12 protein-coding genes are annotated in these 16140 nt (G+C 63.1%); 1 reads left to right on the top strand and 11 read right to left on the bottom strand.

All coding sequences use genetic code 11. The features are described 5' to 3' along the window. Positions 1-79: 79 nt before the first annotated feature. The 9 genes from NCR37_RS19240 to NCR37_RS19200 are packed head-to-tail and all read right to left on the bottom strand — an operon-like array spanning position 80 to position 11420. The gene (locus tag NCR37_RS19240; protein ID WP_502800557.1) at positions 80-1273 is read right to left on the bottom strand and encodes an FAD-binding oxidoreductase; all 1194 of its coding nucleotides are present in this window, start codon (positions 1271-1273) and stop codon (positions 80-82) included. A gap of 20 nt (positions 1274-1293) precedes the next feature. Next, on the bottom strand, positions 1294-2589 hold the full coding sequence (locus NCR37_RS19235) for an aromatic ring-hydroxylating oxygenase subunit alpha (protein ID WP_250474426.1): 1296 nt from the start codon (positions 2587-2589) through the stop codon (positions 1294-1296). 51 nt (positions 2590-2640) lie between these two features. After that, the gene (locus tag NCR37_RS19230; protein WP_250474425.1) at positions 2641-3399 is read right to left on the bottom strand and encodes an electron transfer flavoprotein subunit beta/FixA family protein; all 759 of its coding nucleotides are present in this window, start codon (positions 3397-3399) and stop codon (positions 2641-2643) included. Next, complete coding sequence (locus NCR37_RS19225) at positions 3396-4562, bottom strand: electron transfer flavoprotein subunit alpha/FixB family protein (protein WP_250474424.1); 1167 nt, start codon at positions 4560-4562, stop codon at positions 3396-3398. Before NCR37_RS19225 ends, NCR37_RS19230 begins: the two co-directional genes overlap by 4 nt. A 3-nt stretch (positions 4563-4565) precedes the next feature. Beyond that, a complete protein-coding gene (locus tag NCR37_RS19220) occupies positions 4566-6479 on the bottom strand; it encodes a (Fe-S)-binding protein (protein ID WP_250474423.1) in 1914 nt (637 codons plus the stop codon). A gap of 15 nt (positions 6480-6494) precedes the next feature. Continuing rightward, positions 6495-8558 (bottom strand): NADH:flavin oxidoreductase, encoded by a 2064-nt coding sequence (locus tag NCR37_RS19215; protein ID WP_250474422.1) that lies wholly within the window; start codon positions 8556-8558, stop codon positions 6495-6497. Positions 8559-8580: 22 nt separating this feature from the next. Then, complete coding sequence (locus NCR37_RS19210; protein ID WP_250474421.1) at positions 8581-9123, bottom strand: DUF5943 domain-containing protein; 543 nt, start codon at positions 9121-9123, stop codon at positions 8581-8583. A 29-nt stretch (positions 9124-9152) separates the two neighbouring features. After that, positions 9153-10124 carry a dipeptidase gene (locus NCR37_RS19205; RefSeq protein WP_206469039.1) on the bottom strand — a complete coding sequence of 324 codons (972 nt, stop codon included), beginning with the start codon at positions 10122-10124 and terminating at the stop codon, positions 9153-9155. A gap of 21 nt (positions 10125-10145) precedes the next feature. Beyond that, positions 10146-11420, bottom strand: a complete 1275-nt coding sequence (locus NCR37_RS19200; protein WP_250474420.1) for a serine hydroxymethyltransferase — start codon at positions 11418-11420, stop codon at positions 10146-10148. A 449-nt stretch (positions 11421-11869) separates the two neighbouring features. Here NCR37_RS19200 and NCR37_RS19195 point away from each other — a divergent pair, with 449 nt between their 5' ends. Next, positions 11870-12865, top strand: a complete 996-nt coding sequence (locus NCR37_RS19195) for a GlxA family transcriptional regulator (protein ID WP_250474419.1) — start codon at positions 11870-11872, stop codon at positions 12863-12865. 54 nt (positions 12866-12919) lie between these two features. On the opposite strand, the gene fdhA is transcribed toward NCR37_RS19195, so the two are convergent. Further along, positions 12920-14116, bottom strand: coding sequence for a formaldehyde dehydrogenase, glutathione-independent (fdhA, locus tag NCR37_RS19190; RefSeq protein ID WP_250474418.1), 1197 nt, complete (start codon positions 14114-14116; stop codon positions 12920-12922). Positions 14117-14257: 141 nt separating this feature from the next. After that, positions 14258-15676: an MFS transporter gene (locus NCR37_RS19185; protein ID WP_250474417.1), complete on the bottom strand. Its 1419-nt coding sequence runs from the start codon at positions 15674-15676 to the stop codon at positions 14258-14260. Between the last annotated feature and the right edge of the window lie 464 nt (positions 15677-16140).

Raw genomic sequence — 16140 nt, 5'->3', positions numbered from 1 at the left:
ACGCCGTGTATGCAGAATCGCCAGCCAGAATTGCCACGTAACGCGCTTTTACGACACGCAGTTGTCCAGAAACGACGCGCTATTTATCGACGACGAGATCGGTGAGCGGCGTGCTGCAACACAGCAGCACCATGCCCTGATCGATTTCGCGCTGACGGATGCCGCCCGCATGTTTCATCGATACTTCGCCCGAGACGAGCTTCACCTTGCATGTGCCGCACATGCCTTGCGTGCACGACGACGGCAGGCGCACGCCCGCCTTCTTCGCGGCATCTAGAACATGCTGCGTGCTGCCGCATTCGATCTCGCGCCGGCTCTTGGCAAAGCTCACCTTGAACGTGGTGTCGACGGGCGCGGGCGCGAAGCCGCTCGATTCATCGCGTGCTTCGATCGCATCGGCGTGCGCGGCGATGGCATCACCAACATGTGCGCTCGCCAACTGCGAGGCCACGTCCGCGATGGTCTCGAACGAAAAGCTCTCTTCGTGGTAGTGCGTGCGGTCGAAGCCGCCTTCGTCGAGCAGATCGCGCACCGCCTTCATATACGGCGCCGGACCGCACGTGAAGATTTCGCGTTCGAGAAAGTCCGGCGCAATCAGCTTCAGCAGCGGCAAGCTCAAAAAGCCCGTGATTCCAGGCCAATTCGTGCGCGCGCCCACGCGCTCGCACACGAACGCCGTGCGGAAATTCGCATGATTCGACGCGATCAAATCCAGCTCGCGAGCGAAGATGATGTCGTCCGGCGTGCGCGCGCTATGCACGAAGACGATATCGGCGTCGTCGCCCAGTTCGTGATGCGCGCGGCTCATCGACATGAGCGGCGTAATGCCCGATCCCGCCGAGAGAAACAAGAACTTGCGCGCCGGATGCCGCGCGCAGGTGAACTCGCCCGATGGTCCGAGCACGCGCACGCGCGATCCCGCGACGACGTTGTCATGCAGCCAGTTCGACACCTTGCCGCCCGGCACGCGCTTCACCGTGATCGAGATGGTGTGCGGACGCGTGGGCGCGGACGAGATCGTATAGCAGCGGTTCACCGGCTCGCCGTCGATGTCGAGTTCGAGCGTGATGAACTGTCCCGGCTCGAAGACGAATGTGCGTTCATCGGCTGCACGGAAGAAAAAGCTCTTCACGTCGTGCGTTTCCTGCCGGACGTGGCAGCAGACGAGCGTATCCTCGGTGTCGCTGTTCCAGCGCGCGGGCAGCGCGCCCCAGAACCTCGGTTGAGTCACGCGGCTGGGAGTCGGCTCGAACGTCGCCTGATCGCGCATCATGATGTGCCTCTTTAACGCGCCTAGCGCATGAAGGAAACGACTTTCTCGCCATGCGGGGCGAGCTTCTCGTCGGGCGCGTTCGCATAGTCACCGAGTCGCCCGATGTACCACTCGGAGAACTTCTCGACGAGCCCCTCCGTATAGGGCGAGTACGGGCCCGGCTCGTAGGCGCTGCTCACCGCGCCGAGTTGCGAGTACTCGACGAGCGTGCGGTCCTGATCGTTCGTCGCGCGCCAAACGGCGGTGAGATTATCGACGTCGTAGTCGATGCCTTCCTGCGCATCCTTATGCACGAGCCACTTCGTGCGCACGAGCGTTTCGCCTGCGGACAGCGGGATCACGCAGAACGTCACGATGTGATCGCTCATGAAGTGATGCCACGAATTTGGCTGCGTCCAGAACGACAAGCCGCCCAGGTCCGCGCGCGCGAAGCCGCCCAGCAGCTTCTTCGATGCGACCTTCGCATCGAGCGTCTGCGATTCGCCGTCGCGGTCGAGCGGCAGGCGCTGCGTGCGAAAGCCGGTGACGAGATCGGACAGACGGTCGATCTCCGCGGACGGCAGACTCATCGCTTCCCACTGCTTCGTGCGTTCGACGACCGTGCGCTCGAACGCCGCCATGCCTTCCTCGTTCGCGGGCGAGCGTTGATAGCCGAAGCCGTATTCATAGAGCGAAATGGTGAGCTCCGGATGATTCGCGACGCAGTGGTAACACTCGCGATTGTTCTCCATCGTGAGCTTCCAGTTGCCCTTCTCCACGATATCGATGCTTGCCGCGATCTTGCAATCCTCAAGGCCATGCGGAAGCAGATATGGCTCCATGGCCGCGCGCATCACGGCGAAATCGGCGGGCGGTTCATCGGCGAGACAGATGAAGATCAAGCCTGCGAGATTCTCGACATGCACCTTCTTCAGGCTGTGCTTGCAGCGGTCGAACTGGTCGCCCATGTGCTCCGCGAACATGAGATCGCCGTTGAGGCTATACGTCCAGCTGTGATACGGGCACACGATGTTGCCGAGCGAGCCTTTCTCCTCGTTGCACAGACGCGCGCCGCGATGACGGCACACGTTATGGAACGCGCGAATCTGCATGTCGTCGTCGCGCACGATCAGAATCGAATCGGCGCCGATCTCGACTGTCGTGTAGTCACCGGGCTCGGGCACGTCCGGCTCTACAGCGACCTGAATCCAGTGCCGCTTGAAGATGGCGTCCATATCGAGCGCGTGAATCTCCTCGCTCGTATAGAACGGCGCTTCGAGCGTGTAGCCTTTCTTGCGGCGTTCGATCATTGCGCGAACGTCTGCCGATACTTTCATCGTGTGCTCCTGCATCGCTTTGGCCCGTTTATCGTCTGCTGCGCGTCGAAATCAGTAATCGACCAGTTGATGCTCGCGCAAATACGCCAGAATCACTTGTGCTTTTTCGACGGAACTCCCTTCAATTACGACGCTGCCGCCACGGCTCTCCGTCGTCGTCGCGGAGAGCATGCGCGCGTGACCGCTGCGCTTCTCCGGCGCGGCGAGGCGCTTGGGTTTCGCTGCGATAGGGCCGAGCGTCCACGCCTTGCCCTCGTTGTCCACCGGCGCACTCGATGCCACCGGCACGACGTGTCCCTCGCGCATGCGCGCATACGCATAACGCGGCGCGGCATTGGCGAGCGGATGCACGGCGATGAGCGCAGGCGGTTGCACGCGCACGCGCCGGCGCAGGCCCTTGGGCATGAACTGGCGCACTTCCACGCCTTCCTTGGTCACGCTCAAATCCACCGCGGAACCAACGAGCGCGATATTCAACGCGTTCGCCAGCTTGTACGGCAACGTGCCGCTATCGAATGCGCCTTCTGCGCGCGTGCCCGTCAGCACGAGGTCATAGCCCGCGATGCGCTGTGCGAGCGCGGCGCACGCATCGCCTTCGGTGTTGAGCACTTCGACGCGCGGCGCGCCGAGTGCTAGATATTCCGCAAGCGCGGCATTCGAAGGATCGCCCGCGTGCAACACGTCGAGCTGCGCGCCTTGATGTCTCGCGATATCGAGCGCAATGGTCAGCGCAGCGGCGTCGTTGCGGCTATAGCGCGCGACACCGCTCACCGGGTGGCGTCCCACGGAAACGAGCACGGCGATCTTCATGCGAACACTCCTTCCGCGAGCGGCGCGTCGAGCACGATGGACGCGCCATTACCACGCGATGCCCGCGCTGCCGAAGCCGCGTCGGTAAGCGCCTTGATCGTCTCCTGCGTATCCGCGACGACCGTGAGATTCGCGCGCTTCGCGATGGGCGCGCTCGCATCGGAATTCACCGCGATGACGTGACGGCAATCCTTGATGCCTTGCAGATGCTGCACCGCGCCCGAGATGCCGAACGCGATATACACGCTCGCCTGCACGGTCTTGCCCGTTGCGCCGATCTGCTTGTCGCGCGTGAACTTGCCGTCATCCACTGCGACACGGCTCGCGCCTATTGCAGCGCCGAGCGTGCTGGCTAGCGCCTCGAACGCGGCAACGTCGGAGACGCCATTGCCCGCCGAGACAATGAAATCCGCCTCTTCAAGCGCGATCTGCGCGGCGTCCAGCTCTTCGATGCCGAGATCGACATATGCGCTCGCCGTCGGTGCAGGCACGATGCCCTCGCTCGGCACGCGCTCGCCCGCGCCGACGAAAGGCAGCTTCGCATCCACGGCATTCGGGGCTAGCATGACGACCTCCGGCAATGCGCGCGATGCCCATGCGCGGCCCGCTTGCGCATAACTCGCGGCGTGCGTGGCATCCAGTTCCGCGACATGCGTCGCGATGCTCGCACCCGCGAGCGCCGCGTAACGGCGGCCGAGATCGCCATCGCCTGTCGCGTTGTCGGGCATGAAGAGATGCGCGGGCGCGAAGGCAGCGGCGCATGCGGCGAGCGCGCGCAGTTCTTCGTCGGGCGCGAAACGCCGGCTGTCGAAGGCGTCCAGTTCGACATAGCGATCCGCGCCGAGCGATGCCGCGTTGTCGTTGAACGCGCCGAACACGATCAGCACGACTTCCGTGTCGTCGTCAGCGAGCAGCGCGGCAGCGGCAAGCGCCTGGCGCGTGTGGTCGTCCAACGCGCCGCGATCCGTATGCGCCGCCACCAGCACGCTGCGCCGCGCGGGCTTCGTCGTGCGGCGCGGCTTCGCCGTATCGCGATGCGCGGCATGCGCCGACGCGAAGTCCTGCAACGCGCCCGTGCCGACTTCGCCCAGCGTGATGCGCCGCAGTCCCGCTGTCGTGACGATGAACGGCCGGCGCGGATCGATTCGTTTGATCGTGTTCATGCGTTACTCCAGTGCTGCGGCGACCAGCTCCGCCACGTCGAGCACTTCGGGACGAGCACCGACCACGCCTTCGAGCATCGCGGTGCATTGCGGGCAGCCCACCGCGACCACATCGGCGCCGACCGCTTTGGCGTCCGCCATGCGGATATCGGGAATGCGCTGCTTGCCGGGGATATCCGTGAGCGGCGCACCGCCCCCGCCGCCGCAACACCGCGCGCGCATGCCGTGGCGTTCCATCTCGACAACCTTGATTCCGATGGACTTCAGCAGCTTGCGCGGCGCCTCGGTCTCGCCGTTGTAGCGGCCGAGATAACAGGGGTCGTGATACGTGATCTTCTTGTCCGCGAGCACGGCGGCCGCCTTCGGCGTGAGCTTGCCGCTGGCCACGAGCCCGGCCATGAACGCAGTGTGATGCTGCACTTCGTAGAAGCCGCCGAGCGCGCGATATTCGTTGCGCAGGCTATGCAGCACGTGCGGATCCGCCGTGACAATGCGCCGGAACGTATAGCGCGAAAGCGTCTCCATGAGCTTCGAGGCGCATTGCTGGAACGTGGCTTCGTCGCCTAAGCGGCGAGCGGTATCGCCCGTATCGGTTTCCACGCCGCCGAGCACCGCATAATCGACGCCCGCCTTGTTCAGCACCTTCACGAATGCGCGCAGCGTGCGTTGATAGCGCATGTCGAACGCGCCTTCGCCTGCTATCAGCAAGACATCCACCGGCCGCCCGGGCTGCGCGACCTGCACTTGCAGATCCACCGACCAGTCGTAACGCGCGCCGATGTCGTAGCCATTCGCGCTGCCGGTCTCGCGCAGGTTGGCGAGCGTGATCGGACCTTTGCCCGGCACGTCGCCTTCGACGAGCGTCTGATTGCGGCGCATATCGACGATGGCATCGACATGTTCGATCAGCATCGGACACTCCTGCACGCACGCGCGGCACGTGGTGCAGGACCAGATGGTGTCCGCTTCGACCATGCTCGAAATCAGCGGCTTGCCCGGCGCGCCCGCGTGCTTGCCGACGGGAATCCCCGGCGTGGCGCTGCCTGCATACGCCGCGTCCGTGCCGCCGACCATGCCGGTCACGAGATCCTGTATCAGCTTCTTCGGGTTCAACGGCTGACCCGATGCGAACGCGGGGCACGCCGCTTCGCACTTGCCGCACTGCACGCATGCATCGAAACTCAGGAGCTGATTCCAGCGGAACTCGACCGGCTTGCCGACGCCGTATTCCCTGGCATCGAGAACGGGCTTCTTCAGCGCCGTGGGCGGCACCACATCGTTTTCATGCTGCGCCTTGAAACGCTCCTGGCGCGGATGAAACGCGAGATGCAGAAGACCCGCCATCGCGTGCTTCATCGGGCCGCCGCGCGCCGCGCCGAAGGTCATCGTGTAAGCGCCCGCCGCAATCGACAAAGCGACGATGATCGCAAGCGCACCCGACATCCACGTTGCGGGCAGCAGCGTGAACAGTGCGAGGCCGAGGGCGAACGCGCCGAGCAGCAACGGCAACGCGTCCCACGGTCCGCGCGACAGACGCGCCGGCACTTGTTTCGCGCCGTGCCTGCGCTTCCACACGAAGAACGTGCCGCCCAACATGACGAGCGCCGCGATGAAGATCAGCTTGTCGATCCACGGCGAATAGATCGCGAGACCGTAGTTGACGAAGACGAGCGCCATCGCGAGAATCGCGCCGCCCGCTGTCGCCACGTGCGTCTTCGCGATATACGGATCGCGCGCCACGACATGGTGCAGGTCCACGAAGTACCGCTTCGGGATACTAAGGAGATTTCCCCAGCCGTACGCGCCGGCCGCGGTGGCGCGGCCTTCGCGCCAGTATGCCGCGCGCTTCATGACGGCGAAGGCGAGACCCGCCACCGAGAGCCACAGCAAGGCGGTGATGACAAACACGGGGTTCATCGTGCAATGCCCTCGTCAAAAGTCTTTGCAAAGCCGCAGCGCGTCGTAGATCGCGCCGTGGATGTTGTGCATCGAGATGCAGTCGCCGACTCTGAACAGCAGAAAGCGCCCGTTGCCGAGTTCTTCGGACAAGCACGGCTGCGCTTGCGCCGCGAAGAGCGTGTGCACGTCCACCTGGCCGCGATTCAGCGATTCGGGCTTGAGCTTCCAGTACAGCGCGTCGTTGGGCGTGCTGCCGTTCTCGATCACCACCTGATCGACCGCGCGTTCTTCCTGCTCTTCCGTGTACTCGTTGCGCAGCACGGCGATCTTCTTGCCGTCTTCCTCGTACACCTTGTCGAGCCAGTAGTTCGGCGTATGAATCACGCCTTGCGCATACAGGCGCCGATAGAAGATCGGGAACGTGGTGCCGCCCACGTCATCGGCCACTTTCACATCGGGCGTCACGATCTCCACGTTTCCACCGCGCGATGCGATGAAGTCCGCCACGCCCGCGCCGGCATGCGTGCTCACGCCGTCGTAGACGAGCACGTTCTTGCCCGGCTCGACCTTGCCCGAGAGAATGTCCCACGCGCTCACGGCGAGCCCTTGCTCGACGCCCCACGCAGGCACCTGATCCGTGAACGACGAACCGCCCGTCGCAAGCACGACGATATCGGGCTTCTCCGCCATGATGGTCTTATCGTCCGCCGCGACACCCAAGCGCCGGTCCACGCCGAGCCGCTTCGTTTCCATGTCGAACCATCGAACGATGCCCGCCATCTGCTCGCGTTGCGGCGCCTTTGCGGCAAGCATGATCTGACCGCCGACGTAATCGTTCTTCTCGAAGAGCACGACGTCATGCCCGCGCGATTTCGCCACGCGCGCCGCCTCCAGTCCCGCAGGCCCCGCGCCGACGACCACGACCTTGCGCTTCGGTCCGCGCGTCTTTTCGATGACATGCGGCATGGTCGCTTCGCGCGACGTCGCCGCGTTCTGCACGCACAGCACGTCGAGCCCGTTGTACTGGCGGTCGATGCAATAGTTTGCGCCGACGCATTGCTTGATCTCGTCCTCGCGGCCATCGCGAATCTTGATGACCATATGCGGGTCGGCAATCTGCGCGCGCGTCATGCCGACGAGATCGACCATGCCGTTCGCAAGCAGACGCTCGGCCTGCCCCGCATCGCGAATGCTTTGCGCGTGCATGATCGGCAGCTTCACCACCGACTTGATGCCCGCTGCGAGATGCACGAAAGGCTCGGGCGGGAGCGCCATCGGCGGCATGCAGTTGGCGAGCGTGTTGTGCGTATCCGCGCCCGAGCCGATCACGCCGATGTAATCGATGAGGCCCGTCTCCGACATGGCCTGCGCGATCTCCTTGAGGTTTTCGTGCGACAGGCCGTCTTCATGGAACTCGTCGCCGCACATGCGCAGGCCCACGCAAAAGTCGGCGCCCACGGCTTCGCGCACGGCCTTCAGCACTTCCACGCCGAAACGCAGGCGGTTTTCGAGCGAGCCGCCCCATTCGTCCGTGCGAAAGTTGGTGCGCGGGCTCCAGAACTGATCGATCAGATGCTGGTGCGCCGCCGAGATTTCGATGCCGTCCATGCCCGCATCTTTCACGCGCTTCGCAGCGGCTGCGAAGTCTTCGATGATGCGGCGAATCTCTTCCACTTCGATGATCTTGGCGTTACCGCGATGCACCGGCTCGCGCACGCCCGATGGCGTCATCAGATGCGGCCAGTTCTCCCCATGCCATGCAGAGCGGCGGCCCATGTGCGTGGCCTGAATCATGATCTTCGCGCCGTGACGGTGCATGGCTTCGGCAAGACGCGACAGCGGATCGATGATCTTGTCGGTCGACAGGTTCACCGACTTCCACCAGCCTTGCGGACTGTCGATCGATACCGGGCTCGAGCCGCCGCACACGGCGAGCCCCACGCCACCCTTCGCTTTTTCCTCGTAATAGCGGATATAGCGGTCGCCGGGCAGGCCGCCCGGTTCGGCATAAACCTCCGCATGCGCCGTGCTGACGATGCGGTTACGCAGAGTCAGCTTGTTCAGCGTGAGCGGCTTGAAAAGGTTCGGGTAACGCATGGCGGACGACCTCGGATTGAAGCTACGCGTGGAGTTGCAACGGCGACACTTCGAACACGCAATGATCGTGGCCTTCGGCCGCGCATTGCGTTTCGATGGATCGCGAGCGCGGGCCTTTATTCGCGCTGTCTGATACGGTGTCGTTCACCCAGTCCATCGCGCCGGCGAACCAGCCCGCGAACATGTAGCAGAGCTTGCCCTGCTTGCCAGGCTGCGCGAGCACGAACGACGAGTGCCGCAAGTGAATGCGCGCCATCGCGCTTTGCGGGTCCGATTCGACGATATCGAAGAGACCCCAGCCGCGCTGCGACAGGCGCTTCAGGTAATGCTCGAACACGTCCATGCCGGCGATGCCGTGCTTCGCGGCTTCCTTGTCGCACCAGTGATACGCGGACTTGTAGCCGGCCTTGTAGAGAATTTCGGCATACGTCTCGCGTCCCAGTGCTTCTTCCACGGCCACATGATTGTTCGTGAAGAAGTGACGCGGCACGTAAAGCATCGGCAGTGCGTCGGTGGTCCAGACGCCCGTTTGCGCGTCGACGTCGATAGGCAGTTGCGGTTGCATCTCAGGTTCCTGTTCTTGTGTCGTTGCGTTCACACGTTCCAGACTTCGCCGAATACGCGCAGCCAGTTTTCGCCCATCACCTTCTTGATGCGCGACTCGCTCCAGCCCGCGCGCTCCATTGCGGCCGTCAAATTCGGGAATTCACCGATCGTTCGGATTCCTTCCGGATTCACGACCTTGCCAAAGTTCGTGAGTTGGCGATAACGGCCCTTGTCATGCGTGATCCAGTCGAAGAACTCCGTGCTGTAGCCTTGCGTGAAGTCCGTGCCGATACCCACGCGGTCCTCGCCGATGAGATCGACCACGTATTCGATGGCCTCCAGATAGTCCTCGACCGTCGCGTCCGGGCCGCGCTTCAGGAACGGCGCGAACATCGTCACGCCGACGAAGCCGTTGGCGTCGGCAATTTCCTTCAGTTGCTCATCCGTCTTGTTGCGCGGATGTTCTTTAAGGCCCGACGGGCAGCAATGCGAATACGTGACGGGCTTCTTCGAGCAGGCGATGGCATCCGATGATGTCTTCGCGCCCACGTGCGACAGATCGACCATGATGCCGACGCGATTCATCTCCTGAATCACTTCGCGGCCATAGCCGGACAGACCGCCGTCGGCTTCATAGCAGCCGGTGCCGACGAGGTTCTGCGTGTTGTAGCAGAGCTGCACCACATTCACGCCGAGTTCCTTGAACACTTCGATATAGCCGAGGTTGTCCTCGAACGCATACGAGTTCTGGAAGCCAAAGATGATGCCCGTCTTGTTCTCTTTCTTCGCGCGCAGAATGTCGTCGGTGGTGCGCACCAGCGTGAGAATCTCGCTGTAATCGCGGATTTGCTGCTTCATTTCCGCGATGTTGTCCACGGTCTTCTGAAAGTCTTCCCACACGGACACCGTGCAGTTCACCGCCGTGACGCCGCCCTTGCGCATGTCCTCGAACACGGAGCGCTCGAACTTCGAGATGTTGAGGCCGTCGATGATGATGCTGTTATCGTGCAGAGTGCTCATCGCTTGTTGCTCCGTGTGTGCTCAGTAGATGGGGAAACGTTCGCACAGCGCGAAGATTTCGCGGCGCACGCGTTGTTCTGTTTGCGGATCGCCATCGGGATGCGCGCGCAGCGAGTCGAAGACTTCCAGAATCAGGCGGCCGATGTCGCGGAACTCGTTCACGCCGAAGCCGCGTGTCGTGCCGGCCGGCGTGCCGAGGCGAACGCCTGACGTGACGGTGGGCTTTTCCGTATCGAACGGAATGCCGTTCTTGTTGCAGGTGATGCCCGCGCGCTCCAGCGCCTGCTCGACCTGGTTGCCCTTCAGGTTCTTCGGACGCAGATCGACGAGCAACAGATGGTTGTCGGTGCCGCCCGTTACCAGATCGACGCCGCCTGCCTTGAGCACTTCGCCGAGTGCTTGCGCGTTGGCGAGCACGTTGTCGATATAGCTCGTGAAATCGGGCTGTAGCGCCTCGCCGAAGGCCACCGCCTTGCCCGCGATCACATGCATGAGCGGACCGCCTTGCAGCCCCGGGAAAACGGCGGAGTTGATCTTCTTCGCGATGTCTTCGTCGTTGGTCAGCACGAAGCCGCCGCGCGGACCACGCAGCGTCTTGTGCGTGGTGGACGTCACGACATGCGCGTGCTCCACCGGATTGTCATGACGCCCCGCCGCGATGATGCCCGCGATGTGCGCCATATCGACCATCAGCTTCGCGCCCGCGTTGTCCGCAATCGCGCGCAGCCGCTTGAAGTCCAGCTTGCGTGGATAAGCCGAGAAGCCCGCGATGATGAGCGAAGGCTTGTGCTGCTGCGCCAACTCCTCGATCTGCTCGTAGTCGATGAGCATGGTGTCGCGACTCACGCCGTACTGCACCGCGTTGAACCACTTGCCCGAGAGCGCCGGCTTCGCGCCATGCGTGAGATGGCCGCCTGCATCGAGCGACATGCCGAGCACGGTGTCGCCCGGCTTCGCCAGCGCGAGCATCACCGCGCCGTTGGCCTGCGCGCCCGAATGCGGCTGCACGTTCGCGAACTTCGCGCCGAAGAGTTGCTTGATGCGATCGATCGCGAGCGCCTCGACTTCATCGACGAACTCGCAGCCGCCGTAATAGCGCTTGCCCGGATAGCCTTCTGCGTACTTATTCGTCAGAACGGAGCCTTGTGCTTCCAGCACGGCGCGCGACACGATGTTTTCCGACGCGATCAGTTCCACCTGCGATTGCTGGCGCTCCAGCTCTTTCAGTACCGCGCTGCGCACCGAGGCATCGCGGGCCGCGAGCGGCGCTTCGAAGAAGGGATTCGAGTTCGACATGGGCTTGAGTCCGGGTCAGAAAGAACGGTCGTTGGATGAAGCTCGCGTCGCGTGTTTCAGGCCGCTCGTGTCTTCATCGTTGCGTCTATTCTTGACCCTCGCCTTGCTGGTCAATTTATGAATTCAGACGTGTTCTTGGCCTTTTCCGACATGCGCGTCCTTTTTCGACAAGTGGCGAAAAGGCTTTGGGTGTAGGACGCTTTGCCCGCACGCGCTGCACTGCGGAGGAACGATCGTGCGCTTTATGAGTGCTTTCAAACGGGCGTTCGCGCCGCGTTAGTGCGTGCTTCGACGCGTGAATCGCAGATGCATGAAGGCGCTCAGGGTTTAGCCTGATGGCATGCTAGTTGCACTCGAAATCAAAATGCAGAACTGTCTACCCATGACAGAAGTGACAAGCGCCGCGAATGACGGCGTCGAACATCAGATTCCAAGGAATCAACTCCCCCATGTCCTCCGATCGCACGGCGTCGCTGTCGCACTTCGCCTTCATGCCGCTTCCCAACTTCACGATGATGGCGTTCACCAACGCGATCGAAGTGCTGCGCATGGCGAACTATCTGACAGGACAGCCGCTGTATCGATGGTCCATCGTGAGTCCCACGGGCGGACCGGTCACGGCGAGCAATGGACTCTCCGTCGATACGGGACCGGTGGAATGCGTGGGCCAGCCGGATATCGTGTTCGTGGTGGGCGGCATCGACGTGCAGCGCTCGACCGCCCTCGAGCATCTTGCTGCGTTGCGCCGCTTCGCGCGCACGGGCTGCGTGCTAGGCAGCCTGTGCACCGGCACGTATGCGCTCGCGCGTGCAGGTTTATTGGCGGGCTATGCCTGCGCGATTCACTGGGAGAACATGTCGGCGCTTAAAGAAGAGTTTCCGGACACGCGCTTCCTGAAGGAACTCTTCGTGATCGACCGCGATCGCGTGACGTGTACCGGCGGGGTCGCGCCGCTCGACATGATGCTGAATCTGATCGCCTCGCGCGTCGGCACTGCGCGCGTCACGCAGATTGCCGAGCAGTTCATCGTCGAACACGTGCGGGATACGAGCGCCCAGCAGCGCATGCCCCTGGTCGCGCGGCTCGGATCGGCGAACAAGTCCTTGTTCGAAGTGATCTCGCTGATGGAGAACAACATCGAAGAGCCGTTGTCGCGCGAAGAACTCGCGCGGCTTGCCGGCATGTCGCAACGGCAATTGCAGCGGCTCTTTCGCGAGCATCTCGGCATGACGCCGACGCATTACTATCTGACGCTGCGTTTGCGACGCGCGCGCGAGCTGCTGTTGCAGACGGATATGTCCATCATGCACATCACGATGGCGTGCGGATTTCAGTCCGCTTGCCACTTCTCGAAGAGCTATCGCGATGCATTCGGCACTGCGCCGACGCGCGAGAGAAGGAAGCAGGTGCCGCCTTTGAGTCCGGTCCCGGTGATGGTGGCCTGAGCTTACTGGTGCTTCGCATGAAAAAGCGCCCCTTGTTTAAGGGGCGCTTTTGCTTTAAGCGGCTTTGAGCATGCCGTGCGGATCGAGCACGAACTTGCGCGGCGCGCCGCCATCGAATTGACGATAACCGTCCGGCGCCTGATCGAGCGATACCACCGAGACGTTCACGATATCCGCAATCGGCAGACGATCCCACAAAATCGCCTGCATGAGATTGCGGTTGTACTTCATCACCGGCGTTTGGCCCGTATGGAACGAATGCGACTTCGCCCAGCCGAGGCCGAAGCGGATGCTGAGACTGCCCTTCTGCGCGGCCGCATCGGCGGCGCCGGGGTCGTCGGTGACATAGAGGCCCGGAATGCCGATCGCGCCCGCTGCCTTCGTGATTTCCATCAGCGAATTGAGGACCGTTGCCGGCGCCTCCGCGTTGTGCTCGCTGCCATGACCATGCGCTTCGAAGCCGACGCAATCGACGGCGCTATCCACTTCCGGCTTGCCGAGAATCTGTTCGATTTGTTGCGCGAGCGTGGCGTCTTTCGATAGATCGACCGTCTCGAAGCCCATCTTGCGCGCGTGCGCGAGGCGCTCTTCGTTCATGTCGCCGACGATGGTGCAGGCCGCGCCCAACAGACGCGCCGATGCCGCCGCCGCCATGCCGACCGGTCCCGCGCCCGCGACATAGACGGTCGCGCCTGGCTTCACGCCCGCCATGACGGCGCCGTGATAGCCGGTCGGGAGAATGTCGGAGAGACAAGTGAGGTCGCGGATCTTCGACATCGCCTGTGCCTTGTCGGGGAACTTCAGCAGGTTGAAGTCGGCGTACGGGACCATCACGTACTCGGCTTGTCCGCCGATCCAGCCGCCCATGTCGACGTAGCCGTACGCCCCGCCCGCCCGCGACGGGTTCACGTTCAGGCACACGCCCGTGTGCTGCGCCTTGCACGTGGGACAGCGTCCGCACGCGACGTTGAACGGCACGGACACGAGATCGCCGATGGCGAGCGTTTCGACGTCGCGGCCGATCTCGATGACTTCGCCTGTTATCTCGTGTCCCAGCACGAGTCCGATGGGCGCAGTGGTGCGGCCGCGAACCATGTGCTGGTCCGAACCGCAGATGTTGGTGCTGACGACTTTGAGAATGACGCCGTGGCCGATGTCGCGGCCACGCGGATCGACCATTCTCGGATAGTCGATGGACTGGACTTCGACCTTGCCCTGACCGAGATATACGACGCCGCGATTCGTGCTCATGTGACTCGTCTCCTTGGATTCGTGGACGGCGGGCGCGAGCTCATTCTTTGCGATGCTCGCGGCCGTGCGGGAAGAGTACGCTTGATCGCGAATTTCGCCGGCGTCGAATGCGACGTGGGTTTGGTTCGGAGCGACAGCGATTCAGTTCTCCGCCGAGGCCCAGACCTTTGCGCCTTCATCGTGTTCGGCTTCCGAGACGAGCTTCTCCAGCGCCACGCCTCGCGTCTCCACGCCCAATACCCAGACTGCGGAAGCCGCCACCACGAAGCACATCGCTCCGAGCGAGAACACGCCGCCCTGGCCGAACACCGGCAACACGACGCCCACGACATAAGGACCGATCAACGATCCCACGCGCCCTATCGCCGACGCGAAGCCCGACCCGGTGGCACGCGCGCCCGTTCCGTACAACTCGGGCGTGTAGGTGTAGAGCGCGGCCCACATCGCGAAGAGAAAGAACTGCATCGCCAGTCCGGCGCAGATCAGCAACGTGGGCGTTTCGGCGTGCAGCGCGGTCTGTCCGTAGAGGTAAGCCATCACGCCACTGCCGACGAGCGATGCGATGCACGTCGGCTTGCGTCCCCATCGCTCGACGAGCCACGCCGCGCACAAGAAACCCGGCACGCCGCCGAGCGAAATCAGCACCGTATAGAGCACGGACTTCGTCACCGCAAACCCCGCTTGCTGCATCAGCGCGCCGAGCCATGACGTCAGCCCATAGAAGCCGAGCAGCGCGAAGAACCACAGCATCCACACCATGATCGTCCGACGCCTGTAGGCCGCGCTCCAGATTTCACGGAATGCGCCGACGCCTTTCGCGACCGGCGGCTCGGCGAGCATCGAGGGCGCCGGCAGCTGGCGCAAGCCGGTCGCCTTCATCACCTTCGCTTCGACGTTCGCGAGCACGCTGTCCGCGTCCGCCGTGCGCCCGCGATGTTCGAGCCAACGCGGTGATTCGGGCACCACGCGCCGCACGATCAGCACGAATACAGCGGGAATGGCGAGCAACGCGAACTCGGTACGCCAGCCGAAGTGCGGCAACACGAAGTAGGAAACCACGCCGGATGCGATGAACCCGAGGGGCCAGAAGCCATCCATCAGGGCAATCACTCTGCCGCGCGAAGCGGTCGGCACGAATTCGGACAACAACGTCTGCGCGATCGGGAATTCCATTCCCATGCCGATGCCAAGCAGCACGCGATAGAAGATCAGAGATTCGACCGAATGCGCCGTCGAACAGAGATACGACGCGACGCCCCAGAGCACCATGCTCCACTGGAATACGGGACGTCGGCCGAAGCGATCGGCGAGCAGGCCCGCGACAGCCGCGCCCAGCACCATGCCGAAGAAACTGGCGCTCGCGACGAGACCCGCTGTCGCCGTCGAGAGGCCGAACTCGGTCTTGATCGAGCCGAGCACGAAGGTCATGGTGCCGAGATCGACGGAATCGAAGAAGAAAGCCACCGCGATGATGATGAAGATGGTGCGGTGATAGCTCGAGAACGGCAGGCGTTCGAGCCGCGCCGCGGCGCTCGCGCGGGGGTGTGTGGCGGTGGACATTTTTTGGTTCCTCTCGATGCGGACGTGACCGCTTGGGTTCGTTGCAGGTCTTTTCAGTAGACGCCGACATAAAGCCGGGACATAGAAGGAATGCGTCATGGGGGTGGAATGGGGGCGTCATGGGGGGCGGAGGGTAGCTCCGCGTGTGCGGAGGAAGCTGAACCGTTGCCGCTGCGCAGTTTCCCGGATTGGGCCTATCTCCGCGTGTGCGGAGAAACCGCGTGCATCGCTCGACGGCGCAGCAGGCGATGCGGCCTATCTCCGTGTACGCGGAGGAACCACAGCCGGGTACCAAGGCGAAGCGACGCAGAAGGGCCTATCTCCCCGTACGCGGGAGAACGTCAGCAATGAAGCCACGCAACACTGACTCAGGCGGCCTATCTCCGCGTACGCGGAGGAATCTGCGGCCCGTAGCCGGCCGGGTAAACCTGCCCGGGCCTATCTTCGCGTGCGCGGAGGAACCT

This window comes from Caballeronia sp. GAFFF1, assembly GCF_023630705.1.
Lineage (GTDB): Bacteria > Pseudomonadota > Gammaproteobacteria > Burkholderiales > Burkholderiaceae > Caballeronia.
The sequence above is the reverse complement of the archived record's forward strand: the minus strand, read 5'-3'. Positions and strand labels throughout refer to the sequence as shown.